At 66.5% G+C, this 25,498-nt stretch carries 22 protein-coding genes and 2 pseudogenes; 12 read left to right on the forward strand and 12 right to left on the reverse strand.

What is annotated here, in order from left to right; translation table 11 throughout:
• Position 1: 1 nt before the first annotated feature.
• From ACGFIO_RS18270 to ACGFIO_RS18285, 4 genes are all read right to left on the reverse strand, one after another.
• On the reverse strand, positions 2-400 hold the full coding sequence (locus tag ACGFIO_RS18270; protein WP_392827413.1) for a ChaB family protein: 399 nt from the start codon (positions 398-400) through the stop codon (positions 2-4).
• 68 nt (positions 401-468) lie between these two features.
• Positions 469-1,728: an AI-2E family transporter gene (locus ACGFIO_RS18275; RefSeq protein ID WP_392827414.1), complete on the reverse strand. Its 1,260-nt coding sequence runs from the start codon at positions 1,726-1,728 to the stop codon at positions 469-471.
• A gap of 53 nt (positions 1,729-1,781) precedes the next feature.
• Entirely contained in the window at positions 1,782-2,006 is a 225-nt protein-coding gene (locus tag ACGFIO_RS18280; RefSeq protein WP_392827415.1) for a hypothetical protein, read from the reverse strand.
• 189 nt (positions 2,007-2,195) lie between these two features.
• Complete coding sequence (locus ACGFIO_RS18285) at positions 2,196-2,972, reverse strand: SEC-C domain-containing protein (protein ID WP_392827473.1); 777 nt, start codon at positions 2,970-2,972, stop codon at positions 2,196-2,198.
• Positions 2,973-2,990: 18 nt separating this feature from the next.
• Here ACGFIO_RS18285 and ACGFIO_RS18290 point away from each other — a divergent pair, with 18 nt between their 5' ends.
• On the forward strand, positions 2,991-3,221 hold the full coding sequence (locus ACGFIO_RS18290; protein WP_392827416.1) for a hypothetical protein: 231 nt from the start codon (positions 2,991-2,993) through the stop codon (positions 3,219-3,221).
• A gap of 8 nt (positions 3,222-3,229) precedes the next feature.
• On the opposite strand, the gene ACGFIO_RS18295 is transcribed toward ACGFIO_RS18290, so the two are convergent.
• From ACGFIO_RS18295 to ACGFIO_RS18320, 6 genes are all read right to left on the reverse strand, one after another.
• Entirely contained in the window at positions 3,230-3,532 is a 303-nt protein-coding gene (locus ACGFIO_RS18295; RefSeq protein ID WP_392827417.1) for a hypothetical protein, read from the reverse strand.
• A gap of 18 nt (positions 3,533-3,550) precedes the next feature.
• A complete protein-coding gene (locus ACGFIO_RS18300) occupies positions 3,551-3,988 on the reverse strand; it encodes a hypothetical protein (protein WP_392827418.1) in 438 nt (145 codons plus the stop codon).
• Positions 3,921-4,457 carry a hypothetical protein gene (locus ACGFIO_RS18305; protein ID WP_392827419.1) on the reverse strand — a complete coding sequence of 179 codons (537 nt, stop codon included), beginning with the start codon at positions 4,455-4,457 and terminating at the stop codon, positions 3,921-3,923. Before ACGFIO_RS18305 ends, ACGFIO_RS18300 begins: the two co-directional genes overlap by 68 nt.
• Before the next feature lie 335 nt (positions 4,458-4,792).
• Positions 4,793-5,005 carry a hypothetical protein gene (locus ACGFIO_RS18310; RefSeq protein ID WP_392827420.1) on the reverse strand — a complete coding sequence of 71 codons (213 nt, stop codon included), beginning with the start codon at positions 5,003-5,005 and terminating at the stop codon, positions 4,793-4,795.
• 292 nt (positions 5,006-5,297) lie between these two features.
• Complete coding sequence (locus tag ACGFIO_RS18315; protein ID WP_392827421.1) at positions 5,298-6,380, reverse strand: NaeI family type II restriction endonuclease; 1,083 nt, start codon at positions 6,378-6,380, stop codon at positions 5,298-5,300.
• 64 nt (positions 6,381-6,444) lie between these two features.
• On the reverse strand, positions 6,445-7,524 hold the full coding sequence (locus ACGFIO_RS18320) for a DNA cytosine methyltransferase (protein ID WP_392827422.1): 1,080 nt from the start codon (positions 7,522-7,524) through the stop codon (positions 6,445-6,447).
• A gap of 80 nt (positions 7,525-7,604) precedes the next feature.
• Between ACGFIO_RS18320 and ACGFIO_RS18325 the strand changes: the two genes are divergently transcribed.
• From ACGFIO_RS18325 to drmB, 6 genes are all read left to right on the forward strand, one after another.
• Positions 7,605-8,048: a very short patch repair endonuclease gene (locus ACGFIO_RS18325; protein ID WP_392827423.1), complete on the forward strand. Its 444-nt coding sequence runs from the start codon at positions 7,605-7,607 to the stop codon at positions 8,046-8,048.
• Between the two features lie 187 nt (positions 8,049-8,235).
• Positions 8,236-8,535, forward strand: coding sequence for a hypothetical protein (locus tag ACGFIO_RS18330; RefSeq protein WP_392827424.1), 300 nt, complete (start codon positions 8,236-8,238; stop codon positions 8,533-8,535).
• A gap of 476 nt (positions 8,536-9,011) precedes the next feature.
• Positions 9,012-13,724 (forward strand): sacsin N-terminal ATP-binding-like domain-containing protein, encoded by a 4,713-nt coding sequence (locus ACGFIO_RS18335; protein WP_392827425.1) that lies wholly within the window; start codon positions 9,012-9,014, stop codon positions 13,722-13,724.
• A gap of 2 nt (positions 13,725-13,726) precedes the next feature.
• A complete protein-coding gene (locus tag ACGFIO_RS18340) occupies positions 13,727-15,304 on the forward strand; it encodes an ATP-binding domain-containing protein (protein WP_392827474.1) in 1,578 nt (525 codons plus the stop codon).
• A complete protein-coding gene (locus ACGFIO_RS18345) occupies positions 15,301-18,411 on the forward strand; it encodes a helicase-related protein (protein WP_392827426.1) in 3,111 nt (1,036 codons plus the stop codon). Before ACGFIO_RS18340 ends, ACGFIO_RS18345 begins: the two co-directional genes overlap by 4 nt.
• Positions 18,408-20,231, forward strand: a complete 1,824-nt coding sequence (gene drmB / locus ACGFIO_RS18350) for a DrmB family protein (protein ID WP_392827427.1) — start codon at positions 18,408-18,410, stop codon at positions 20,229-20,231. The genes ACGFIO_RS18345 and drmB overlap by 4 nt, the downstream gene beginning before the upstream one ends.
• 27 nt (positions 20,232-20,258) lie before the next feature.
• Here the strand turns inward: drmB and ACGFIO_RS18355 are convergent, their stop codons facing one another.
• Complete coding sequence (locus tag ACGFIO_RS18355; RefSeq protein ID WP_392827428.1) at positions 20,259-21,122, reverse strand: hypothetical protein; 864 nt, start codon at positions 21,120-21,122, stop codon at positions 20,259-20,261.
• Between the two features lie 58 nt (positions 21,123-21,180).
• On the opposite strand from ACGFIO_RS18355, the pseudogene ACGFIO_RS18360 reads away from it, so the two are divergent.
• From ACGFIO_RS18360 to ACGFIO_RS18375, 4 genes and pseudogenes are all read left to right on the forward strand, one after another.
• Positions 21,181-21,561 (forward strand): annotated as a pseudogene (locus ACGFIO_RS18360) (restriction endonuclease); the annotation flags it as partial.
• 771 nt (positions 21,562-22,332) lie between these two features.
• Positions 22,333-23,343 carry a hypothetical protein gene (locus ACGFIO_RS18365; RefSeq protein ID WP_392827429.1) on the forward strand — a complete coding sequence of 337 codons (1,011 nt, stop codon included), beginning with the start codon at positions 22,333-22,335 and terminating at the stop codon, positions 23,341-23,343.
• A 1,074-nt stretch (positions 23,344-24,417) separates the two neighbouring features.
• Positions 24,418-24,726: a hypothetical protein gene (locus ACGFIO_RS18370; protein ID WP_392827430.1), complete on the forward strand. Its 309-nt coding sequence runs from the start codon at positions 24,418-24,420 to the stop codon at positions 24,724-24,726.
• A pseudogene (locus tag ACGFIO_RS18375) lies at positions 24,726-24,782 on the forward strand (hypothetical protein); the annotation flags it as partial. The gene ACGFIO_RS18370 and the pseudogene ACGFIO_RS18375, both read left to right, overlap by 1 nt.
• 61 nt (positions 24,783-24,843) lie before the next feature.
• Here ACGFIO_RS18375 and ACGFIO_RS18380 read toward each other — a convergent pair.
• Positions 24,844-25,095, reverse strand: coding sequence for a hypothetical protein (locus ACGFIO_RS18380; protein WP_392827478.1), 252 nt, complete (start codon positions 25,093-25,095; stop codon positions 24,844-24,846).
• A gap of 107 nt (positions 25,096-25,202) precedes the next feature.
• Here ACGFIO_RS18380 and ACGFIO_RS18385 point away from each other — a divergent pair, with 107 nt between their 5' ends.
• Complete coding sequence (locus ACGFIO_RS18385) at positions 25,203-25,433, forward strand: helix-turn-helix domain-containing protein (RefSeq protein ID WP_392827475.1); 231 nt, start codon at positions 25,203-25,205, stop codon at positions 25,431-25,433.
• Positions 25,434-25,498 lie beyond the last annotated feature (65 nt).

Below are 25,498 nucleotides of genomic sequence, written 5' to 3' on the forward strand. Positions count from 1 at the left end.
TCTACTTCGCGCTGGCCTTGCGGGTGCTGCGGGCGTTCGCCTTCTGGATGGCCTCGACCAGCTCGGACTTGGTCATCCGGGAACGGCCGGTGATGTCGAGCCGCCTGGCCACGTCCAGCAGGTGCTTCTTGCTGGCGTTGGCGTCGACGCCGGAGGCGGTCTTGGCCTTGCTGTCCCGGCCGCCGGCGGCCTTGGCGTCGCTCGGGCCCTTCTCGGCCTTGGGCTCCCAGTGGTCGCCGACCTTCTCGAACGAGTGCTTGACCGCGGAGAACGCCGTCCGATGGGCGCGCTCTCCGTCGCCGTACTGGTCGACCGCGGAATCGAGGGTCTCGGCGTAGGTGTCCTGCGCCTTCTTCGGCGACCGCTTCAGGGTGCTCGGCATGTTCTCACGTGCGGGCATGACCATCGCATACCCGTCGGGCGCCCCGGTAACCGTGATCACACGACGACACCGGCGGCCGCCGTGACTCAGGGCACGGTCTCCTTGTCCGCTCCGACCTCGGGATCCTGGGTGCCCGGCGGCTGGCTGTCGGGCGTCGGCCGGCCGTCGGGATGCCGCACCAGATAGCGGATGGCGGTGTTCAGGACCGCGAGCAGGGGTACGGCGATCAGCCCGCCGACGATCCCGGCGACCACGATGCCCGAGGCGATGGCCAGAATGACCGCCAGCGGATGCAGCGCCACCGCCCGCCCCATGATCAGCGGCTGCAGGATGTGACCCTCGAGCTGCTGCACCGCGATCACGATGATCAGCACGATCAGCGCGGTGACCGGCCCCCGGGTGACCAGCGCGACCAGGATCGCGACGACACCGGACAGGGTCGCACCGACGACCGGGATGAACGCGCCGAGGAACACCAGCGCGGCCAGCGGGATAGCCAGGGGTACGCGCAGGATCAGCAACCCGATGCCGATACCGACCGCGTCGACGAACGCCACCAGCACCGTGGCGTGCACGTACGAGACGAGCGTGTGCCACGAGTAGTGGCCGGCCCGGGCCGTGGGCAGCCGGGCGTCACGGGGCAGCAGCCGGGTCAGGAACGTCCAGATCTGCCGGCCGTCCCGCAAGAAGAAGAACAGGGTGAACAGCACCAGGAAGAATCCGGTGACGACCTCGCCGAGCGTGCCCGCGGTGCTCAGCGCGCCGCTGGTCAGAGCGCCCTGATGCGAGGTGACGGCGTCACGGGCCCGGTCGACGTACTGGCTGAGCTGGGCGTCGGAGAGGTGCAGCGGCCCCTGCGAGAGCCACTTCTGCACCTCGTTGACGCCGTCGCTGACCTTCGCCGACAGGTCGTCGAGTTGGTTGATGAAGGTCCGGATGATCAAGCTCAGACCGCCGAACACCACTATCAGGGCGGTGATCAGCACCAGGCCCGCGGCCAGGGAGCGTTTCATCCCCCGCTTCACCAGCAACGCGGCGACCGGCTGGAACAGGGCGGCGAGCAGTATCGCGACCACCACCGGGATGATCACCACGCGCAACACGGAGATCAGCCGCAGCGCGAGGTAGGCCGCGACCACGAAGAGAATGAATCGCAATGCCCAGGCGCCGGCGGTCCGGATCCCGCTGGGCAGCACGTCGTCCGTGGTGGGCGGCTGTTCGACGACCCGGACGGGTTCCGGGCGCATCGGCCCTTCTTCCGGGCCGAGGTAGGGCGGCGGCGTGCGGGCCGCCGCCGCGGTGAAACGATCCCGCGCCCGCTCGCGGACGGTCTGCACCCAGCTCATGTCCGCTGGATGCCCCGTTTCATCGGATCGCACTCCTGCTTTGCTGATTGATGCTATTTGGCGAGGCGGCTGAGCTCGGCGATCGCCTGGGCCGCCTTGACGTACTTGTGGCCGGCCAGGTCTCCGATGGTCTTGATGTTGAAGGCCTTCTGCAGCGCCTCGCCGTCCGCGTCGCTGACGCCGGCGAGCGCGGAGACCGGAGCGTCGGCCAGCTCAGCCAACGACTTCGACTCGTAGGCCTTGTCCAGCACAGCGTCGAGGTTCACGGAGATCGCCATTAGACCGTTCCTTCCGGGTACGCGTTGCCGCCGGACCGCCCGGCGACAGCACTGCACTTGACCGCTGACGCCGCGCCTAAACCCGAGCCCCCTCGAACGGCCGTCGCGTATCGACAACGTCTTCCACGGCTCGATCGGGGACGTCCGCACCGTCGGACGCCCCCTACCCGTCAGTCAATTCACGATTTCTTAACGGCCTCTGGGCAGGCAGCACTTCTTGTACTTGCTGCCCGACCCACACCAGCACGCGGCGTTACGCTCCGGCGGCCAGGTGATCTGGCCCCGGAGCTGACCCGCGTAGCCGGCCCGCGTCTGCGGATCGGCCGGATCGCCGTCGGTCCCCGCGAACCGGGTCAGCCCACCGACCGACCCGATCAGCAGGCTCAAATCGCTTCGCCCGGCGCGCGCCAGGCGGTTCAGCTCACGCTCGAGCCGGGCGCGGTGTGCATCCCAATCTTCCCCGTACGCCTCAGACAACGCCGGCCACTGACCGAGCAGCTGCTCGAACTCCCCCTGCGGCCAGAACAGCAGATCGTCGACCAGCTCGGCCGCGGCCCGGGCGTTGGCATTGGCCAGCCGCGTCTCGAGCCGATCGGCCAGGTTGTCGTGCGCGTCGTGCGACCGCCCCAACGCGTGGCGAACCCGGTGCCGCTGCTGCAGCAGGAAGAAGAGAAGCCCCGCGTCGTCGGCGCTGGCCGGCTCGGGCCCGTCCCGCTCGGCCAGCACACTCTGCGTGGCCTCGGTCAGCCACTCCTCGGCCACCCGGTTGCGCCCGCCCACCGCCAGTGCCGCACTGACGTAAGCCGGCGCGTCGTTGTACCGAGTGAGCAGCGGCCGCAGCCCGTCAAGCTCGGCCATCGCGTCATCCGCCCGCCCCACCCGGAACAGAATCCGCGCCCGCAGAGCCCTGGCCGCGGCAACCCGGCTGCCGTCCTGCCCGCCGTAGGCGTCGAGCCCGCGATCCACATACCGCAACGCGGCATCATGCTTGGATCGACTCTCGGCGATCTCAGCGGCCAGCCCCAGGGCGTACCCCGCATCATCTTTGTCGGCGAGCAATCCCGCATCGACAGCATCAGCCAGCTCGGCCGCAACCCCCAGCGGGTCAGCGGCGCCGAGCGCAGACTGCCGCACCTCATCGAGGTCGGCACTGGTGAGTTCAGCTTTCAACGACACGTCGCCAACCTACTGCTCTTCGCCCTTCCGGACCGTTGATCTAGGTCTCAGTAATAGTGTGCGTGTGCCGTGGCCGTGGCTTGGCCGGCCCGCGCGTACCCGCGAAGGATCGCGCCGACCACCTGGCTGAACAACCGCCGGTCCACTCCCGCCGCCGTCCCGTTCGCATCTCCGGTGCCGGCGTCGAACAGAAGATCCCCGATCGGCCGGCCGTTCCCGTCAGCCGGCCGGAACCTCCGCGCCGCCACCTCAAACGTCACGAAGCCGCTGACCTGGTCGGCCTCCCACCGGTACAGCACCTGCTCACCGGTAGCGTCGCCTCGGGCCCAGATCCCGATCGAGGCGGTCATCGCCGACACCTCCCACGATCAATCAAGCCGGACGCGGGCCAGCCGGTCAAGCAGGGTCGGCTTGCGTGCGTGCGCCGTTCGCAACAGCCGCATCCGCTCCTCGAACCCGTCGATGTCACCGTCCAGGAATGCCAGATCCCGGAGATCCACCAGAAGCGTGACAGCGACGTCGTACTCCTTCGGCTTCTTGGACTCGATCAACGTCTCCACGTGACGCCACGCCGCTGCCGTGTCCTTCCTCAGCTCGGCCAGGCGCAGCGCACGAGCTTCGGCCGCTGCCTTCTCCCGCCGGCGCTGAGCCTGAGCCTCACGACGGCGGGCCGCCTCCTGCCGCCGAGCGAACAACTGCTCGGCGGCGGCCGGCAGATCACCGGCGGTACGACCGCCATCAGCTTCCGGATCGACCGAGGTCCCATGGAACTCGCAGCATCTCCACTCGCAGGTGAGCGCCGTCACCCCGCAAGATCCGTAGCAGCCATTCATCCTTGTCGACCGCCGACTGCGCCTTGACCCAGCGTTTCAGAGCGGCATCCGACGGCGCCTTCACCACCAGCGGTGCACTCGCCGCTGCGGCCACCGCGAGCAGGTCCCGATCCAACCTCAGGAACTCCGCGAATGCCTGCTGAGGACCCGGCAATTCGGCGAGGCCGGCCGGCACCGCGGACTCCGGCTCATCGAAGTCGGCGATGCGCTGCCAGGCTGCTTGCTGGGCGTCGTAGGCTTCGACATTCGCCCACCGGGTCTTCAGCCGGGATGACGGCACGGTCTGCACGCGGTGGCCGCCGTCGAGGAACTCCACCTCGATACTCGCGGTGGTCTTCTTCGGGGTGACGGCCTTGATGCGTACGCGTTCCGACGGTTCCGTGTCTCGAAGCCGGTAGACCCATTCGTCGCCGACGACGTACCGCGATGCGTCGAACGCCACCTGAACCGCCCTTTCGGATGCCGGCCTGCCGCGAGGCGCTGTGACCCGGGTGTGCAGGACCACTCGCAGGAACGAGTATTAGAAGTTGCCGATACGCCAGCGCAGGGCTTGATGCGCCAGCTCGGCGTCGACCCCGTCCCGCCGTGTGCAGGCCTCGACGGCGCGCCGTGCAGGATCCCACAGCATGCTGCGCAAGACGTCTGACTGGCACGCCTCCCGGAACCTCTGCCAGGTGGGGATGCCCTGGTCGTGTTCGGTGATGAAGTGCAGGACGTGAGTGACGGCGAAGGGGGCAGTCCAGTCCCTGATCGTAGGGGCGCGGAGACGTGCGCTTTCTAGACGTCGCTCAAGGCGTGTTCGGTCGAGCTGCACACCTGTCTCACCTCGTCCAGGCTCGCCGACAGGACGACGCGGCTCTCGTGGCCCATGACGGCGGGGACGACCTGGGCACGCCGGCCGTCCCCGCGCCACCAGTTCAGCCGGTCCGTGGCCCTCGGCGACGAGACGAAGCGTGCGATCACATCATGCGCTGTGACGACAGTCTGCACGTCCGACCTCCGACGATCGCATCGTTGACCGTCTAAGTGTCGGCCTCACGTACGACATTTCGGAGCTTGGCCGCTGAGCGGGACTCGAGCGGCCGGTCGGGGCGGCCGGTCTTCAGACATCCGCCCGCGAGTCATGCGGGTGGCGGTTCGTGAGTGGGCTCGGATCGACCACCACGGTGTCGTGGCAGCGGAGCGGATCCTCGGCGGGGTGTCGCCGGTTCCGGTGGGCGAGGCGGTCCCCGAGGGTTGCCTTTCTCGGGCGGGGCGGCCGCCTCGGTACACGCCGGATGCGTCAGCCGCCTTGTTTGGGCAGCTCAGGGGCGATGGTGGGTGGGTCGCTGGGGCGCGACAGCCGCCACAGTCGTCCGTCGATCTCGGTGCGGGGCTCGGGGTCACCGGCCGACCATGGAGTCAGGCGGGCGCTGACGAACCGACCGAGCGTCGGCACGGGCAGGCCCAGCTCTGCCGCCATCTGTGGATGCGGTGCGTAGTGGCCGAAGATCACGATGCCGTGGGGCCGCAGGTGCTTGCGTGCGTCACGGACTCGTTTGGCGCCGTCGACCTGTTGAGCGGCGGTCAACACGGTGGCGCGGTTAACCAGCTGTCCGGTCAGTTCATGGAACAGGTTGGTGACTGCGGTCTGGCCTTTGGCCGCGTAGGCGATGAGCTCGAGTTTGGCGGGGTCCTTGACGTGCAGCAGGGTGTTCTTGACCAGGTCCGCGCCGGCTTCGATCCAAAGGATGCTGTCGCGACCCCGATCGTTGAGTCTCCGCTTCCCGTCACGCTGTCTGCCGGGTGGCCGGAGCACCGATTCGCTGATCACGACGAGGCCGGAGGCCCATCGGGCGGTGTACTCGTTGGCCCACACGACGAGGGCAATCTTGTCGCCGCGGGAGTACATCTCCTGCGGGATCTCCCAGTCGTAGAGGTTCAGCGACCACTTGCAGTCGACGTCGACACCGGCGATCTGGTAGTCGAGGTCCCGGCCGTCGGCGAAGCCGAACTCGCGCTGCAGCCAGATCTCGACCAGGGTGCCGACGTGGGTCTTCTCGGTCTTCAGAAGCTGGGTGTAGTCCCAGCGACCGGTGCGTTGTCCGTCGTAGATCTGGTCGAGCGCCTCGCGGATCGCGTATCCGGTGCGTACACCGTCGGGGTCCATCGCCTTGATCGCGTCGCGTACGGCCCACAACTGCGGGTGGTGCTCTCGGGTCGGCGGTTGCGCGTCGGTCCGGTACGGCGACGGCCCTGTGGCCGGCCGCGGTCGTCCGGCCGTCTTCGGCCGAGGTGGCAGCACCCGTCCGCGGTGTACTCGCAGGCCACGCGGCAGTACGGTCGAGTCGTCGTCGCCGAACAGTGAGGTCTGGTCGAAGGACACCCGGGCAGAGTGCCGCCCACCGACATCCGCCGTCAAACGCGAAAGCGTCCGCCTCGGTGCAGGGTCAGTTGAGGTACTGCTTCACGTGCGCGGCGATGGCCTGGGCGAGGCCTGCGGGCACGGCGTTGCCGATCTGCTTGGCGATCTCGGTCTTGGACCCGCACCATAGGAAGTCCTTGGGGAAGTCCTGCAGCAGCGACGCTTCGTAATGGGTGATCACCCTGTTCACCCGCCGGCTGGGGTTATAGGGGTCCCACTGCGGGTGCAGGTACTGACCCTTCTCCGGCTTGAAGAACTCGGTGCGGATCGTCAACGACGGGGCGTCCCACCGCATTCGGCCCATGACATCGGTCGTGCCGGTCTTCTTCTCCCGCCAGCACCGCGACAGCAGATGATCGGGGACGTCGAACCGGCCGCCGCCGGGTGGGACGTGATCGTAGCGCTCCAGCGACAGCCGGGTGGGCTGACGACCGAAGTGGATGTCTCTGCCCTTGAACTCACCCCGGATGCGCTGGCCGAAGTGCTCGGTCATTGTCTCCGGGAGTTCGGTGGTCACCGGCCGTTCGTCGATTCCGGCGATCCGGCTCCGCACGGTCTCCCAAGGCTTCAGACCACCGGCGCCGTCCTTGGCATGCGTCGGTGCCGGCAGCGGGATCTTGCCGATACGCGAACCGATGACGATGGTGCGCGGTCGACGCTGCGCCACCCCGTAGTCGGCGGCGAGTAGCACGCCGTGGGAGAGTTCGTAGTCCTTGACGATGCCGTGGTCCGCCTCCTCGAGCAGGAGCTGGAACTCGCTGCTCTTGGAGAAGCGTTGGACGTTCTCGATGATGAACACCTGCGGTCGCGCGGTGACGACGAACCGCAGGTATTCCTTCCACAGCTTGTTACGAGGATCGTTGACGTCCTTGCTACCCAGGTTGGAGAACCCCTGGCAAGGTGGGCCGCCGATCACGACCTGGGCATCGGGGATCTCGTCCTCGCGGACCAGCGCGATGTCACCCCATCGGGTGTGCGACTCGCCGAAGTTCGCCGCATAGGTCGAGGCGGCGGCGCGGTCCCACTCGACGGAGAGCACCGGTTGGAATCCTTCACGATGGAACCCGACCGTCATACCGCCGCAGCCCGCGAACAGGTCGATCATGCTCAACCGATCACTCACCAGCCACATGGTAGACGCCTCGCGATCTCAAACCACGCCGGCGCGCCGGTGGAGTAGAACACATGTCCGACAAGTCGTGGGCCTCGTCGCCCGGCGTACGCAGATCGATGCAATCCAACACGGGGCGTGACACCAAGCCGGAGCTCGCGCTGCGTCGGGCCGTCCACGCGTTGGGTTTGCGCTATTTCGTCAGTCGTCGTCCGATCAGGGCGGTACGTCGAACGGCGGACCTGGTGTTCCCCCGCGCACGGGTGGCGGTTTTCCTCGACGGGTGCTTCTGGCACGGGTGCCCGGTGCATCACACGGTTGCCAAGACGAACGCCGAGTTCTGGGCGTCGAAGGTCGAGACCAACCGTCGTCGAGATCGGCAGACCAATGCGGCGCTCCGCGAGGCTGGCTGGACCGTGGTACGCGTCTGGGAGCACGACGACCCCGCCGAGGCGGCCCTCCGCGTGAAAGAGGCTATTGCCGCCGCCCCCGGACGCCTTGACGGCCGGCGTACCTGATCGGCCTTTTGCATAGAAGGACTCCACAGCTGGCCGAATCGCAAAGTGATGACGTTGCATGTCATCAGTCATCCGGGACTGGCCCCGCCGGTCAAGTCGATGGTCTGGATCGGTCCAGGCCTCACCGGGCGTGTCCCGGCTGGGTCCATTCCGCGGTGTCCGTCCGGCGTCCTGCCATGATGGCCTGGTGAACGGGCAACCGGCGAGCGATGAACTCAGACGTGAGGTCCTCCAGCTGTGCCAAGCCGTGCACGAATCGATCGACCTCATGGGTCTCGACGCCGCGGACATGAGAGAACTCGAGCGTCGGCTGGTGTCCGTCGAGCAACTCGCGAATGCCCCCGACGTGCTCGCCGCCGACCTGACGGAGACCTTGAAAGGTGTCCGGTACTTGCTGGTCGAGGTCGCTCAATGCCCGTTGGGAGCCTTCATGGCGGCGTCCGCCGAAACCATCATCGGCGACGGTTACGGCAGGCTCTTCTTCTGACTGATGTCAGGCTGTTCTGTCTGCGCATCCTGGTAGCTCCGCCACTCGTGATCCATCAGGCGGTCCCGCCATAGAGCAGGGTTTCGAGTAGTTCTCCACGCAGCTGTAGAGGATGCGATCACGGCGCGAACCGAGAGACGTCCTGGTAACGGCGAGGTACTCCCTCGGATGCGGTTCATCGGAACTTCGCTGAAGCCCAACCGAGAACCCGAGCACGCGGGACGGTGCGTCAGGATCCACAACGGACGCGAAGTCGAGCGCGTGTTGATCGACTCAGTTTCCACCAGGCGGTCTTCGACTGTCGACACTCGACAACCGTTCGGTCCATGGTGTCGACGAAAGTCGCTCGCTTCTGATCCGTTCGTCGGGATGTCGCGGCTGCCCATCGTGGGTGAATTCAACCGTTCGAACGCTCATCCGGGAAAGACCGAAGAAGGTGTCACCCCCGCAGCCCCGGCGCCGCCATAATGGTGTCCGTGGCGGACTCAAGGGGATGGGGACAACCGGATGAGGCGCTGGGGCGTCGCGTGCAGGAGTTGTTCAGCGAGGCTCTGGGCGCGTATCGGTCGAGTCCCTTATTGATCTTGGAGCAAGCCGGTCACGAAGACAACTTCCGCACGGGTGGTTACGCGAAGCGGCCGGTTCTCGAGCTCGTTCAGAACGCCGCCGACGCATTGCGCCGTAGCGGTAGGCGTGGCCGCGTCAAGGTCATGGTCCGCGAGGGAGTCCTGTACTGCGCCAACCAAGGCGCTCCGTTCGACACGAAGGGACTGGAGGCGATCACCCACGCTTACATCAGCGACAAGGATGGGGACGAGATGGGGCGCTTCGGCCTCGGATTCAAGTCCGTCCTGGCGCTGTCGGACGCCCCGCTGGTGCTCAACAAGGCCGTGAGTTTCAAGTTCAGTGCGCAGGCGTCGCGGGAGGCTCTTTCCGATCTTGCGCCCGACTCCGCCGTGTACCCGGTCCTGCGGTTACCGACCGTCGCCGACGACCTGGCCGAGATCGCCCAGAACCCTGTTCTCGGAGAACTCGCCGAGTGGTCCGACACCGTCATCTGTCTTCCGTTGGCACGTGACAGCGGGGAACTCCTGTCGCAGATGAAGTCGTTCCCTAAAGAGTTTCCGCTGTTCGCGTCGTACGTGTCTGAGCTTGAATTGAGCTGGGACGAGGGGTGCGGGAATCTCTTCCGTTGTGAGCCTCTCGGCGAGGACCGCTATCGGCTCCTGGTCAGCAGCTCGAATACCGACGACCGGGATGCGACCGTCGACCGGGGCGACATCGAGGGCACGCGGAAGCCCATCGTCGATTCGACTGACTGGTTGGTTCTGCATCAGACGTATCGACCCACCGAAGTGGAGCTTGCCGCGGTCGGCCAGACAATCCGTCGACCCGAGGTGACGGTGACCTATGCGGCCCCGTTGGACGACGTTCAGACGCTAGGTCGGTTCTGGGCCTACTTCCCCTTGCAGGACTCGACGTCGGCGCGTGGGATTCACAACGCTCCGTGGCATGTCAGCGACGATCGCACCAACCTTCTCGACGGAGCGTTCAACCAGGGACTGTTGAAGGTCACCGCCGATTTGATCGTCAGCGCGCTTCCCCGCCTCAGCACGGTCGACGATCCGGCCCGGAGCTTCGACTACCTGCCCGCCCGTGAACGGGAGGCCGACAACTTCGCAGACCGACGGTTGATCGAGCTCGTCCCCGAGCTGGCGAGAAGGACGAGGTCAGTGCCCGACGTGGACGGGGTGCTCCGGATCCCGTCAGATCTCGAGTACCTGACTGCGGACCTCGCCATCGACGTCGAGTCGATCGAACTCTGGAACTCGGCGCCCGGCAGACCTGTGCGAAGCCCGCATCAATCGTGCTACCGGACGCAGACCCGTAAAGCCCGGTTGCGTCGGCTCGTCCGCGGCGATGGCAATCGGGCCGCGCCGAACGAACTCATGGGCTCGGCGTGGCTGGAGCGCATCGTGGCAGGTGGCCGCGACGACCAGTGTGACGTCGCCTTGCAGGTGTACATGTCGGTCGGCGAGGAGTCGACGCGTCGGGCCCTGAGGCAGGCCGCCGTCGTGCCGGACACCTCCGGCGCGTTGCACCGCATCGAGCACACCGACCGCGTCTTCCTGCGCGGGAACCCGCTGAGCGCATCGGCCGGAATCCGACTGGTACGGCCTACCCTTCTCGATCTGCCGGGCGTGGAGGACAGCCTCCGGGCGATCGACTTCCACGACGTGGATCCGGCCAGCGAGTTGCGGCGTCTGGCGACCACGGCCGCCTCCCGGTGGACCGGTCCGCAATGGCAGGAGTTCTGGAACCTCGTACTCGAGGTCAGCAGCCACGACGCCGAAGAGATTCTGCTGCAACACGTGCTGAAGGACGCGGCGCTGAAGGTCCGGTGTCGCGACGGCTCCTGGCAGCACGTGGGAACGGTAGTCGTGCCCGGCCGTGTGGAACCGGCGAAGCCGTCGCTCGCCGTTGACGTCGACTTCCACCAATTGCATCTAGGCCTGCTGCGTTCCATCGGCGTCGCGGACCGCCCGGTGGTCACCGAGACGGCGAAACAGGACATGACTCTGTCCGAGTATCGCCGGCTGGTCCGTGCGGCCTACCTCGAACCACTGCCACCGAGAGGCAGACCAGACCCGGCCTCGATCGATTTTCGGGAGAAAACCGGGCCGACACCGCTACACGTCCTGCGTTCCTTCGCCGACTCGCGAGACGACGAATCAAGGGCTCGATGGACGAAGTTCCTCCTGGAGGTCGACGGGCCTGACACCTGGGTGCTGCAACCACCCGATCCCAATCGTTTCCCCGCGAAGTCGGTCACGGCGCCACACTTGTGGGCCGCCCAACGCTATGGCCTGCTGGACACGGCCTGGGGGCCGCGGGAACCGGCACGGTCCCTGCACCCCGACCTTCACGACTTGTCTCCACTGATGCCCGTGGCGACGTGGCCGTCGGCCTTCAGACTCACCACGGTCGACAAAGAGACCGACATCCCGGTCAACATCTGGCGTGAGTTCCTCACCCGGGTGCCGGCCGGCGGAGACCCGCGCCGCATCGGCTCACTCGTCGTGAAGGCTCTCAGCCGCCTGCCGCAGACCGAGATACCGGAGCGACTGCCGGCGGTAACCGGCCACGCCTACACGACCGTCGCGCCCGATGAGCTGCTCATCGCTGTCCAGGACGACGAGGTCCACACCCTGTCCGATCAGGGGCTGGCCTTCATCATGGTCGGCGACGAACAGGATGCTCAGGCGCTGATCAACGCTTGGGGCTGCCGGCCAGCCTCGTCGATGTTGCGTGTGGAGATCAGTCCCGACACACCAGGCGAGCCGGTCGTTCTCCTCGACCGGTTCCGCAGGCTGCGCGACTACGCCGACGGTGCCCTCGATGGACTCGAACTCGTAGGCTGCAACGCCCTGCACCGGGTGGTCACGCTGCCGACGGGCACCGACAGCAGTCCCGAAGAGTTCGCCGTCACCGGCCACACGATCTACTTCGAGGAGACCCTCGACGACGAGGAATTGCTCAGCCGAATCTCAGACCGGTTCGGTCTCGACCTCGACGTGCGGGCGATCGATCGGATCCTCGGCGAGGCGGAGAGCGCTCGCATCCAGGAAGCCATGGCGCTGGCACGGACCACGCGGGATCCGGCACGACGCCTGCTCGCCCTCCTTCCCGCCGCCACTCTCAGAGTCCATCTGCCGGAAGGACTCTTGGAGACCGTGCGCGAAGTGTCGCCGGACGGGGGCGATCTGCAGATCGCGCAGTTGCTGATGCACTTCTTCGGCGACACAGTCCTGCACGTCCTGCGACACGACCTGCGGGCGGCAGGGTACGAGGTACCCGACACCTGGGCCGGTTCACCGTTGGCGATGGAGGCCGTGCGCAAGTTCGGGTTCCCTGCCGAATTCGCCGGCGAACGTAATCGCAGGCTCGACGCGGATATCACGGTCCTGGGCCCACCCGACCTCAAACCGCTGCACGATTATCAAGAGGAGTTGGCCGGTCAGATCCGCGGCATGCTGCGCCCCGACCCGGACCCCGCCCGGGCCTTGCTGTTCCTGCCCACCGGCGCGGGTAAGACCCGAGTGACCGTAGAGGCCCTGGTCCGATCCATCAACGCCCGCGAGGTCGACCGCCCGGTTCTCTGGATCGCCCAGAGCGAGGAACTCTGCGAGCAGGCGGTTCAGACTTGGATGACGGTCTGGAGGCAGTTCGGTGAACGGCCGCTACGCCTGAGTCGGCTCTGGAGCCGCAATGAGGTCGCCGCCAGCGATCTGGACGCCAACGTGGTCGTGGCGACCGATGCCAAACTCGACGTCGTCCGCAAGAGCGACGGTTATGAATGGCTGCGTGACGCCGCGATCGTGGTCATCGACGAAGCCCACGGAGCGATCGCTCAGGGCATCACAGCGACACTCCGCTGGCTCGGCATCGACCAACGCGAGACCGCCCGACCGTTGCTGGGACTCACGGCGACCCCTTTCGCCGGCACGGGCGACGAGGCCAATCATCGCCTGGCCGGACGGTTCTTCAACAACCAGTTCAACGTGCTCGGCGACGACCCTTACGGTGAACTCCAACGGCGCGGAGTGTTGGCCCGCACGGAACATCGGATCATCAAGGGGTCGCTGTTCGCGACGGAGGAAGCCGACAAGGCCCACTTCAGCAAGTTCAAGGACGTCTCCAACGACATGCTGGCTCGTGTGGGCCGCGACCGCGAACGCACGCTGCGACTGGCGGAAGACATCGCCGAACAGCCCGGCGACTGGCCGATCCTGGTCTTCACCTCGTCGGTTCTGGCCGCGCAGACCTTGGCGGCGCTTCTGCGCGTCAACAAGATCACCTCCGCCGCGGTCAGCGGTGCAACCCCTGCCCCGGAACGACGACGAACCGTCGAGGCGTTCCGGAATGGCGACATCCGAGTCCTGACGAACTGCAACGTGCTGACTCAGGGTTTCGACGCCCCCGGTGTCCGGGCGCTATACATCGCCCGGCCGACGTTCAGCCCGAACCTCTACATCCAGATGGTCGGGCGCGGTCTGCGCGGGCCCAAGAACGGCGGCAAACCGGAGTGCCTCATCGTCAACGTGGCCGACACGTTCGAGACCTTCGGCGACCAGCTCGCCTACAAGGAGTTCGATCACCTGTGGCGCTACCAGGGAGGCGCCCGGTGAAGATGATCCCCGGACCGGAACGCTTCGGCCGCGTCCAGTCGGCCGCCGAGACCAAGGTGGCCAAACTCCTCTCCCAAGCCGACCTGGGTGAGCCCGCCACCTGCTTCTACTCGGTTCACCTACCGCAACACGAGTACAAGCGCATGGCCGAGATCGACTTCCTGATCGTCCTCAAGGACCTGATTCTCGTCCTCGAGATCAAGGGCGGCCGACTGTCGCGGATCGACGGCGTATGGACGTTCACCGACCGTTACGGAATCGTCCACGAGAAGCGCGAAGGACCCTTCGAGCAGGCGCGCAGTGCGATGTTCGCGCTACAGCACGACCTCGAGCAGCGGATCCCCGGCCTGACGACGTCGTTCGGGGCCATAGTGGTGACACCGGACCAGTTGCTCGACCGTGACCTCGAATGGGACCCGGCGGAGTACATCGGCCCGGCGGCGATGACCGTCGCCGGAATCGAGAGGGCTTTGACGAGCACGGCAACGCACTGGCGGCGGAAAGCCCACCACCGGGTCCGCGATTCCGACTACCGCGATGTCGTCGCGCTCCTCCGTCCCGACTTCGACCGCGTGCCTCGGCTGTCGCTGTTGGCGGCCTCCTTCGAGACCGACTACGTCGAATTGGCGCGCGAGCAGTACGACATGCTGCGTGGCAGCGAGGTCAACGATCGGATCTTCTGCACGGGCGGCGCCGGATCCGGCAAGACGTTGCTTGCTGTGGAGACGGCTCGACGCGCGGCCCAATCAGGCGCCTCAGTCCTGCTGACCTGCCGTTCACCCGGTGTCGTCGACGTCATGCGTCGGTCCCTAGGCGAGACGGCCGTGACCTGCCTACCGTGGTCCGAGGCGAGAACGTCGGCACCGGCGGACGTGCTTGTCGTCGACGAGGCGCAGGATCTGCTCAACGTCGACGACTGGTTCACCCTGGACCAGCTGGTCGTGGGCGGACTCCGGGACGGCCGCTGGCGCATGTTCAGCGACCCCAACAATCAGACCGACGTCCACGGCGAGTTCGACCCACAGGTCTACGCGGAGGTCGCCGCCGGCGCGAGCCGCTACCAGCTTCCGTACAACTGCCGTAACACGGCGGCGATCGTCAAACAGACCCAGTTGATGACCAAGGCCGACCTGGGAGTGGCCAAGGCCGGACAGGGACCCGCAGTCGAGTACGACCGACCAGACACCGACCAGGACACCGCCACCCTGCTCGACGCCCGCCTCAAAAGGCTCCGCCACGAGGACGTCGACCCGGGCGATGTCGTGGTCGTGACCCTCCGCGACACCGTCGAGCAGAGTTCGGCCGTCCACAGCAAGGCGTTCACCCAAGGCCGACTCACCACGGCCAGGGAGGGAGCGAAGCCGACGGGCCGCGGGCTCACCAGACTGGTGACGGTCCGTGACTTCAAAGGCCTCGAAGCCCCATACGTGCTGATCGTCGACGTCGACGACGTCGCCGCACCCACCGACCGGTCGAAGTTGTACGTCGCCATGACCCGGCCGCGGATCTCTCTCTGGCTCGCGGTCCGCCCGAAAGCCTGGCGGCAACTCACCGAGACTCCTGTAGGGAACCGGACATGACCCAACCCCGCACCGTCGTCCAGCGCCGCGACGACACCGTCGACCATCTGCGACGCCAATACCTCGGCCCGCAAGACGGCGCGAACGAGGTCATCGCGAACCGCCCGGACCGGGTCTACCTGGTCGGCACCCTCTACCCGCGAGGGCCGGCCGCACCCCGCCTCGACGGCGACGTCCTCGGCGACGACGAGCACGAGGAAGGGCTCGACGCTCCGATCGAACTCGCCAACGCGTGGAACCCGGCGTCCGCCGCGGTCTCCTTCCTGCACGACGGCAGCCATCTGCACTGCACCATCTCGGCTGGTCGCTACCGACGAGTCCCGGGTGGCAGTGACTGGCAGCGCACCCAGCTATCCGAACCCACGGTCACGCTCGACCCGGACACCGCTGCCGTGACGGTGTTCGACGGCGCCGCGCTCCTCAAAGCCGTCTGGCGATGCCTCGGCGACGCCTGGCTGGTCACCGTCGCCGTCGAGAACGGCGCCCAGCACGACGAGGCGGGCTCCCCGCCACCCACCGAGGACTGCCTGTTCCAAGTCGAGTTGACCTGCTCCGTCGACGGTGGCCAGGTTCGGCCCTACCCGTCGGTATCACTGCTCAGCGACGACCCCGAAGACCAAGAGCTGCAACTGCTCTACCGCCACCGCCGTGTGTACGGGGTCGGCCACGGCTGCTCGGTGTTATGGGACGGCGACGACGGCGTCGTGACCCGCGTCGCCACCGACATGCTGCCCTACAGCGTCGTCCCAGGGGTGTCGCCCGGTTCCCGTGACGCCCCTGTGCTCAGCCTCGACTTCCTGTCCGACGAGACACTGCCCGCCCCCGATCTGTCGGCCGCTCTCAACGCGTTCGTCGACGACTACGCCGAATGGATCTCCCGACGGCACGACGAGGCGTCCAAGCTGCCGGCACACCATGCCGGCGCGGCCGATCGACTCCTCGTGCGCATGGAAACGGCCCGGGACCGGATGCGCGAAGGCGTTCGTGTCCTCACCGATGACGACGACGTCCGGACGGCGTTCCACTTGGCGAACGCTGCGATGTGCGAGCAGATCCTGCAGTCTCGTCACGCGAAGGCATCGCCCGGTAGGCGGGGGCAGGGGCTCCCCAAACGGTCGCCCGGTCTCGCCCCGCCGTCTTGGTACCCGTTCCAGCTGGCCTTCCAACTGCTCACGATCGCCTCGACGGCCGATCACAGGCACACCGACCGTGACGTGGTAGATCTCATCTGGTTCCCCACCGGCGGCGGCAAGACCGAGGCCTATCTCGCCCTCGCCGCGTTCGAGATGATCCACCGGCGGCTCGTGCGCGGCCGGCGCGGCGGTGGAACGGCGGTCCTGACCCGCTACACCCTGCGCATGCTCACCTCGCAGCAGTTTCAACGCGCCGCCACCCTGATCTGCGCTCTCGAACAGCTGCGAGAGCAGGACCCGCGACTGCATGACAGTCCCTCGTTCACCATTGGCCTGTGGCTCGGAGGCGACACCACTCCGAACACCTACAAGGTCGCCCACGAACGGGCCCGCGCGCTCCGCCGAGCATCCGAGCCCGAGAATCCCTTCCAGATCATCGACTGTCCGTGGTGCGGAACGCCGCTCATCCCTCGCCGACGCAGCACCGACGACGGCGCCTACGGCGTACGTACCACCAGTAGAACCTTCGAGCTGTTCTGCCCGCACGATGAATGCTCGTTCCACAGCGAGCTTCCGGTCAAGGTCGTCGACGAGCAGATCTACGCCGACCCGCCGACGCTGCTCGTCGCGACCGTCGACAAGTTCGCCGGGCTGCCCCGACACAAGGACGCCGCCGTGGTGCTCGGTCGGGACGACTCGCCGTATGAACCGCCGAGCCTGGTCATCCAGGACGAACTGCACCTGCTGTCCGGTCCGCTCGGCACCACCGTCGCACTCTACGAGTCCGCGGTGCTCGGACTCATGAGCTGGGACGGCGCACGACCGAAGATCGTCGCCTCGACCGCCACCATCCGATCGGCGCCCGAGCAGGTCCAAAGCCTCTACGGCGCCCCCGTCGCCCTGTTCCCGCCCAGCGGACTGGACGCAGACCACAGCCACTTCGCAGAGACCGACCTCCAGTCACCCGGCCGCATGTACGTCGGCCTGATGCCCCAGGCTTTCACCCAATCCAGGGCCACCGGCCTGTCATGCCTGGCCTTGCTCGAGATTCCGATGCTGCTGTCCGACGTCCCCGCAGACTTGGACGCCTACTGGACCGTCGTCGCGTACCACAACTCGCTACGCGAGCTCGGCCGCACCGTCACGATCGTGCGTGACGACATCGAGTCGCTGCTGACCAACCGGGCGTCGCGCCGCGGAGGCCGCGCCCGCCGCATCCGCGGCGAGGGCATCATCGAGCTCACCAGCAACGTCTCGCCCAGCGCACTCATCAAACGCTTCGCCCGCCTCGAACGACGCGCCGGGGAGGCCGACGCCGTCGACCTCGTCGCGACGACCAACATGCTGTCCGTCGGCATCGACATCAGCCGACTCGGCCTCATGTTGATGAACGGACAACCCAAGACCACCGCCGAATACATCCAGGCCACCAGCCGGGTGGGCAGATCACACGTCCCCGGACTCGTCGTGACCCTGCTGCGTGCCGGCAAGCCTCGTGACCGCTCGCACTACGAGTCGTTCCGGGCCTTCCACGAGTCGCTGTACCGGCACGTCGAACCCACCAGTGTCACCCCCTGGTCCGCGGCGTCACGCAGCCGTTCCCTGCACGCCGCACTCGTCACCCTGGTGCGCCACGGCGCGGGACTGCGCACCAACAACGAGGCCGGTGACTTCCGGCCCGACGACCCGCCCGTTCAGAAGGCCGTACGCATCCTGCTCGACGCCGCCGCCCGCAGTGACCCTCACACCGTCGCCGAGACCACCACCGAGGTTCAACGGCTCGTCAACGAATGGGACCGCAAGGCCCAACACGCCAGGGAACTCGGGCTCGAACTGCGCTACGACAGCTCTGACAACGACCAACCAGTCCTACTCTGCGACTACGGCGAACGACGCGACGCGTGGCCGACCATGCACTCTATGCGGTCGGTCGACCGAACCGTCCGCGTCATCGCCAACGGGGAGAATCAATGAGAACAACACGCCTCAGCCAGACCGTCTCCCCGTTCGGCGTCGGCGCCGTCCTCGACATCCTCGGCGAGTCCCTCATGGCCGCAGACATCAGCCGATGGCCGATCGAACGGACCCACCTCATCACGTCGCGCCGCCTGCAGGAACGCCTCGGCGTCGCCGAACTACGCACTCCACCCAGCGTCCCCTCATACCCTTCCAAGAACACACCCGGACTGCCCTACGAACGATTCCCGAGCTGGTTGTTCTGCCAAGACTGCCGCCGGATGCAGCGTCTGCGACACCACGACGAGACCGGCGAACCGCCGGTCTGCCGACAGTGCACCGGACCGATGGTCCCGATGCGTTTCATCGTCGTCGGCACCGAACGCGGTCATGCCATGGACGTCCCGTGGGTTCGCTGGGCGCACTCCGAGCCCAGCAATGAGGACCAGAGACGCTGCAGGGTCGAGGACCTGCTCTTCCTCACCCGGACCGGCACATCCTCCGAAGGTCTGGGCAGCCTGGTCGTCAGATGTGTCACCTGCAGAGCCGAACGCGACCTCAGCGACCTCACCGCACGAGGGTCCCTCTCCCGGATCAACGTCCGCTGTAATGGAGCCCAACCCTGGCAGCGAACCAGCGTCGGCTCGTGCAACGAACGACTCGAGGTTGTCCAGCGCGGAGCTACGAACGTCACCCTCAGTGAAACCACCACTGCTCTGGACATCCCCGAACCCGAGGTTCCGGTCCGCGACGACGAAGCCGAGATCCGTCAGCACAAGAACTTCGAGGACGTCCAATCGGCGCCCACGGGGCCGTTCGCCCCCACGCTGATTCAAATGATCGCCAACGACGTCGGCGTCAGCACCGAGCTCGTGCAGCGAGTCGTGTCCTCGTCGGCCGCAGATCCCGACCAGGAGATGAAAGCGGCCCGCGAGGGACTGCTGACCGACGAATGGCAGGCTTTCCGCCAAGCCATCGAGAACCCCGGCGAGGTACTCGGTACCCCCACTTTCCGGGTCTCCGCCACACCCTTCCTCGGGCCTGACGCCCCTGACGCCTTCACCGCGCTCGACGCGACGGTCGGGCCTGTGGTGCTCGCTCACCGCCTGCGGGAGATACGGGTTCTGCACGGCTTCCGCCGCTACGACCTCGACGCCGACCTAGTCGACGCCGACCTCGGGCCGCGCGGCCGTGCGCGATGGCTGCCGGCAGTCGAGTCATTCGGCGAAGGGGTACTGCTCACACTCGACGAAGCCAAGCTCGCGGACTGGGAACGCCGGGACCCTGTGATCGAGCGCGCCCGAGGCCTGGAACGGCGTCGACGCGACTCGCCGATCGGTTCGCGCTTCACAGAAGCCACGCCACGACTGATCCTGCTTCACACCCTCGCCCACATCCTCATGCGGCAGCTCGCTTTCAGCTGTGGATACTCCGCCGCGTCACTCCGAGAACGGGTCTATGCAGCGACCGGGGGCGCGTCCCCCGAATCCGGAGTACTCATCTACACGGCCGCCGGCGACGCGGAGGGGACACTCGGCGGGCTGGTCCGCCAAGGTGAGGCACCACGACTGGCCCGCACTCTCGTCTCGGCCTTGGAGGCGGCGGCCTGGTGCTCCTCAGACCCTCTGTGTCGCAGCAGCCGAGGCCAAGGCATGGGCAGCATGAACCTCGCCGCCTGCCACGGCTGCTGCCTGGTCTCCGAGACCTCCTGCGAGCGGGGCAATCTCCTCCTGGACCGAATCCTGCTCATCGGAGACGTTCACACTCCGGGCTATGGCTTCTTCGAGGAGGCGATCGCTTCCGCGCAGCTCACCGCCGCTTCGCATGTCACCGATTGACGTCGACCAACGGGTGGGTACGACCGGTCACCTCCCGTAGCAGCGGTTACACACGGTCGCCAAGCGCGCCAGTCGACGTAGATCCTGCCCCGACAGGTCGGCGGCTGCGCCCGGAGCCGCATCAAGGTGGTTCACCACCAAATAGAACACGCCTTCGGACGGGTTCGGGGCGTCCCGGCGGCGTCGGCACCCCCGGCAGGTGTAGTGGTCTCGTGTGAAGACCTGACGGCGCAGGTCCTCGGGAAACAGCCGCTGGGTGGAGTGAAGATGATCGACCTCCCGAACAGATACCAGACGGTGCTCGCCGGGGCGGAGATCTGGAGCATCTGCGCGACTCTCGATCGGCAGCAGCTCGTCGTCTCGGAGCCGCCGGGCGGCCTCAGCACCACGTCGTCCGTGGGCCACCCGGTCGAGTTCATCCGCGGTAACCGCCTCGCCGACCAGCGTCTCGAACAACTCACGAACGCGTTCGATGACCGGACCGTCCGATCCACGGAGCCTGGTCACCGTCGCGTAGCGATCACGGCGCTTCTGATCCGGTTCCTCGGACAGCAGACGGTAACGACCGCCACCCTCCTCGATGTCGAAGCCGTCCTCGACGCGAAGCTCACGAATACGTCGAGCCCATTCGCCGATGCCCGACACAGCCGCGAGTTCTTCGCCGCTGACCCACTCACCTCTGTACTTCTGCAGGTGCCACAGGATCCGCTGACGTGCCCCTCCGCCTAGACGCGACCTCGGCGCACCGTATATCCGCGCGACCGACACTCGGACCTCGGATAAAGCCTCGGCGACCGCCTCGTAAGAACGTTCGGCCGCTACATCGTCAGCCAACTCGGCAAGCCGCTGAACCGCGGCGCGAAAAACCTGAGCCGGATCTGCGTTCGCCACCGAAACAGTCTAGGCGTCCCCGACGGCCAAGATGACGTGAACCGCCCAAGCGGGCGGGGATGGTGGGCTTGACTTCGTCGGCCGTCTCGACGTAGGTGTACCGAACGCCAACACCCCCACTCGTGTACTCGGCCAGACGAAATGCGTCACCCCAGAAAGCACGATCAGCGCGGAGACCGTTGCACGCGTGGTCGCTCGACTGCGGCGCGGCTGGATCGGAGTCTTCGTCACCACCGGATCCTTCTCGCAACGGGCTCAGACCGAGGTCATCGACCACCAGTATCCGTTGGTGATCATCGGCGGCAGAGTGCTCACCGAGCAGGTAATCATGGCCGCTAGCGACTACGGCAGAGACCTCAACGCGTTGCCCCACGCGGTGGGACAGGGGTACACGCAGTCGGTGACTCACCGGAGGCCAGAAGAGATCCTGCGAGGCTGATTTCCGGTCAGCTGCGTCTCGAGGACGTGAACCTATCAGTCATGGGCAAGTAAGGCGCGTCGGCCATCCTTGTCCGAGCGACTGTCGGAGCGTCTAGAACCTGCGTTCACAGAAGACGCTCCAAATTGTCCAGGTTGCCCTCAGTCAGTCATTCACTTGTGACTGAGAGGGTAACTCGTCGCCAACTGCGACGTTCAAGAAGCGTCGGCCACCCCGCATGGCGTTGATGACTCATGCGCCTACCCGGACAGGAGAGACATGGGTACGATGCGGGTAGTTTCCACGTTACACATAACTACTGCTACCGCATGTGATGGCTTCACGAACTGAAGTTTGATCGTTGCGAACTTGATCCAATTCGCGGTGATCGTCGCACTGCTTACAAGTTGGCTTGCGGCCGCTGAACATCTTGCGCGTAGTCGCGTGTTCGCAACCGGGGCAGCCGCCTTTGCTGGCACCCTTGGTCCGGGCCTCGGCATCCTTCCGGCGCTCGGATAGGTCGAGAGCGCCGGACGCAGCTTCGCGAACTTCGTCTTCGACCGGCCGTCCGCCCCAGCTGACCTCCCCTCGACGCGGACCTGCGTTCCTTCTCACCGACGTCGCCGAGCTACCACGATGCCATCACCTCCCACCGCCCCGAAGAGGTCCTGTCGCTGTAGCGCGGTCGACTCGCGAACCCGTGGATTGTTCGTCGAACCGCACCTCGACAGCGAAGGCCGTTTGGTAGCGTGCCTCCGCCGTTTCCCACGTGGCGGCTAGGACAATATCGTCATGGCTAAGAGTCACATCCAGAAGCAGTCCGAAGAACTGGTCGACCGGGTCGGCAACGCGTCCGATGATGCCTTGGCGCCCCTGCTCTTCGGCGGCTGCTGGCTCGAGTCGAAATACTCGCCGCTTCTATCCGTCCAGCTCGCAGCCGGACAATCGCTACGTGACCATGTCGCTGACGAGCAGGCTGGCTGGAACCCGGACTGGTTGCTCGACCCCGATGTCGGCTTCACAGCGACGGATTCCGCAGGACGGCCGCTGCCGTCTGCGGAGACGCCAGCCACCGCGGACGGGCCGGTCCGCTGGAACCCCGCGCTACCGCTACCCAAAGTGGACGATCAGACGTCGGACGAGTGGACGGGCAACTCCGATCAACGTCGGAGATTGGCCGGCGAGATCCTTCTACTCGCGTTGTGGCGGCGCAGCGCCCGGAGCACAGGAGTACCGGACTCAGTTGTTCCTGCCAAGGCCATCGTTGGGCAGACCCGGGGCGCGCGCTTCAAGAACTCGCTGTCGGTCTTCTTGTCCAGGAGGCTGCCTGGCTGGAAATTCCCCAGCGAAGTTCCGCTCAATCAAATCTTCGGCTTGCACCTACGCAAAGACGTCGGCTCCCGTAAGAGTGACATCCTCGCGGTCGTCGACCAACAGCCTCACCCGCGGCTCATGGCCGTCATCTCATCGAAGTGGAGTTGGCGAAGTGACCGCGGGACCGAGGCCGCGCAGATGGTACCGCTGAATAAGTACCGGCCGGACGTTCCCTATGTGGTCTTCACCGCGGAGTTCGTTCGGGCCCGCGAGGTTGGCAGGGAGAGTGTCGAGGACCGGGCCTACCACCTTTGCCGGGAGTGGGTGGGTGCATGGATGTCTCTCTACGACGAGTGGGGCATCCGCGACTGGGCGACCCTTGGACTGGCCGACATCGAGGCGTCGGCCCGGACGGTCGAGGCGAGCCTGGGGTTCGGGTCGATGGAGGAACTAGCGTCTGACCTGGACGCTGCCGGCACCTACCGGTGACATATCCGACTTCGACGCGCCCGTTTCACGCTCATGTGTCGTCATCGATACTGCGCGGCCAAGGTAATCGGCGTCCGAACGAGACTGGACGTTAGGCCATTCAGATGTTCCGTTTTGAAATGCTGCCGAATCGGAGCTTGCGACTCACACCGTAGGCCGAGGGTACTGGCTGTTGGCAGCAAGCGTTACGGGCGTCGCGCTCGCGTTGGTCGCACCGCTGGCAATCAGCGCAGGCGCCATTGCGGCCCTGTTCGTGGTAGACGGCGACGAGCCCGCCGGCACGCGTTGGACTGCGCGCCGTCGACCCCTCGGCAAGGGCATCGCGGTCCACGACGGTGACCTGATGACCGGCCGACCGTGCGCATCGCCTCCGCGGCGAATGCTGGGCGACCCGGCGCGGATGCGGCACGTCGGCCGGCCCTGCAAGAGCATTCGTGCACCGGTCGACGGTTGTGACCCGGGTTCTGTCGTCGGGGTTGGCGCCCCCGCCATCTCGTCGCGGGCGGGACGAGGCGCCACAGCGACGAGTGATCGTGTCCGCCGTCACGGACCGCGTCATGTGCCACCAGCCGGCTGTTCTTGTTGGCACTCGCGCGTCGCGATCCCGGCTCGGCGGTCATGCGCCTAACTACACCACCCGGTCACGCCTTCGACCAGTGACACTACGGCCGTAGGTGTCCCTCCCGATAGCGAGCGCGGTAGAACCGCTTACCCTGCCGGTCGCGACACCCGCACTGCTTGAAGACGCCGTCACTCAGCCGAGTCGCGACCGTGTGCCGCAGTGAGCAAAGCATCAGATCAATTGCAGTCGGATCCAACCGTGCCAAAGGCCCACGAAGTTGTCCCAACGACTCAAGCCCCTGGCCGATCATCCAAGTCGGGGCCTTTCACCAGGGGCGATTCGTTCGGATTCGGACGATCGTCGGTCGCTCGAACGGGTTAGCCACGCCAGCCAGATCCGTCGGGCCGTTCAGGACGAGACGCTCGCTGGTACCGCCGGGAAGCTCCGCCAAACCGGGGGGAACTCACGTTGATGATCAAGCCGAGTGGGAACGGTTCTTCGCCGATCACTATGTGAAGCTCCTGACGGCTGGTGTCAGCTGGGGCGGCGATCTTCGTGACGCGGAGGATGCTGTTTCCGTCGCGATGCTGGAACTCAACCAACGGTGGCACGAGGTGAGGAACCGAGCGGCCTACACGCGGCGGGTCGTGCTCAACTACACCACCTATGTCCAGCGCGGCGAGCGCAAGCTGATCGAGAAGTTGATCGCCGCCAACGCGTTTGTCGACACGAGTTACGACGATCAGGTACTGACCCGCCATGAGGACGACCAGCGAGTCCGAGGCCTCTTGGAACAGTTGCCAGTGAACAACGTCGGGTGATGGAGAGCCTCTACGAGGGCCTGACCACCGCGGAGATCGCTGAGGCGCTGGGTAAGTCCGAGGCAAACGTCCGCAAACACCTCCAGCTGGCCAGAGACCGGCTGAAGAGGGCGCTGGTCAGCGAAGGGTACAGACGTCGCCCCTGTCGCGCCCGGCCGATTCCCGTGAGGAGGTCATCCAGTGACCGTCTACTACCGTGGCTCCGGCGACGTCGCCGACAACGACCTCGTCGATCTGGCGGCCGAGGTCGCTGACCTGGCCGCCGAACACATTCGCGTCCTGCAGCTCGATCCGGCCGAGCTGACCCGGTGCCGGCTGCGCATCGAGCAGGCGGCACGCGCGGCACGCGCGGAGGCCTTCGCCCCCCACCGAACGCCGTCCCGGCCCCCGCCCTCGGCCGGCCGAGGCGGCCGTCACCCCGACCCCAAGGCGGCGGGTCAGTGGCGACCCTCGAAAGGCCGCTCGCCGCGGGGCGCCTGCTCGAAAAGGGAAACCATCTCCCGGTCTCAACCTCCAGCCGGCGGATCGTGGGCAGTGAGCGCCAGTCGTTGGCCAAGGACCTGGTCAAGCGAAACACGTCAGGTGAGTCGATCAGGGCGCTGGCGGCCTCGACCGGCCGCAGCTACGGCTTCGTTCACCGCGTTCTCACCGAGTCTGGGGTCCAGTTGCGGCAACGTGGCGGCGCGAGACGACGGAAGAAGGCATAGCAGTTCTTCGCCCTTGATAGACCTTCGGGCACGGCCGACGCCCGTTCCGTCAAAGCGGGGGAAAC

Origin of the sequence: Actinoplanes sp. NPDC049265, from assembly GCF_043197135.1 — a bacterium.
GTDB lineage: Bacteria > Actinomycetota > Actinomycetes > Mycobacteriales > Micromonosporaceae > Actinoplanes.

What these genes read in the sequence shown, in the direction of transcription:
- ACGFIO_RS18270 (WP_392827413.1), bottom strand. Translation starts at nt 400, where the DNA reads ATGCCCGCACGTGAGAACATGCCGAGCACCCTGAAGCGGTCGCCGAAG.
- ACGFIO_RS18275 (WP_392827414.1), bottom strand. Translation starts at nt 1,728, where the DNA reads ATGAGCTGGGTGCAGACCGTCCGCGAGCGGGCGCGGGATCGTTTCACC.
- ACGFIO_RS18280 (WP_392827415.1), bottom strand. Translation starts at nt 2,006, where the DNA reads ATGGCGATCTCCGTGAACCTCGACGCTGTGCTGGACAAGGCCTACGAG.
- ACGFIO_RS18290 (WP_392827416.1), top strand. Translation starts at nt 2,991, where the DNA reads ATGCTTGGATCGACTCTCGGCGATCTCAGCGGCCAGCCCCAGGGCGTA.
- ACGFIO_RS18295 (WP_392827417.1), bottom strand. Translation starts at nt 3,532, where the DNA reads ATGACCGCCTCGATCGGGATCTGGGCCCGAGGCGACGCTACCGGTGAG.
- ACGFIO_RS18320 (WP_392827422.1), bottom strand. Translation starts at nt 7,524, where the DNA reads ATGATCGACCTGTTCGCGGGCTGCGGCGGTATGACGGTCGGGTTCCAT.
- ACGFIO_RS18325 (WP_392827423.1), top strand. Translation starts at nt 7,605, where the DNA reads ATGTCCGACAAGTCGTGGGCCTCGTCGCCCGGCGTACGCAGATCGATG.
- ACGFIO_RS18340 (WP_392827474.1), top strand. Translation starts at nt 13,727, where the DNA reads ATGATCCCCGGACCGGAACGCTTCGGCCGCGTCCAGTCGGCCGCCGAG.
- ACGFIO_RS18345 (WP_392827426.1), top strand. Translation starts at nt 15,301, where the DNA reads ATGACCCAACCCCGCACCGTCGTCCAGCGCCGCGACGACACCGTCGAC.
- drmB (WP_392827427.1), top strand. Translation starts at nt 18,408, where the DNA reads ATGAGAACAACACGCCTCAGCCAGACCGTCTCCCCGTTCGGCGTCGGC.
- ACGFIO_RS18365 (WP_392827429.1), top strand. Translation starts at nt 22,333, where the DNA reads ATGGCTAAGAGTCACATCCAGAAGCAGTCCGAAGAACTGGTCGACCGG.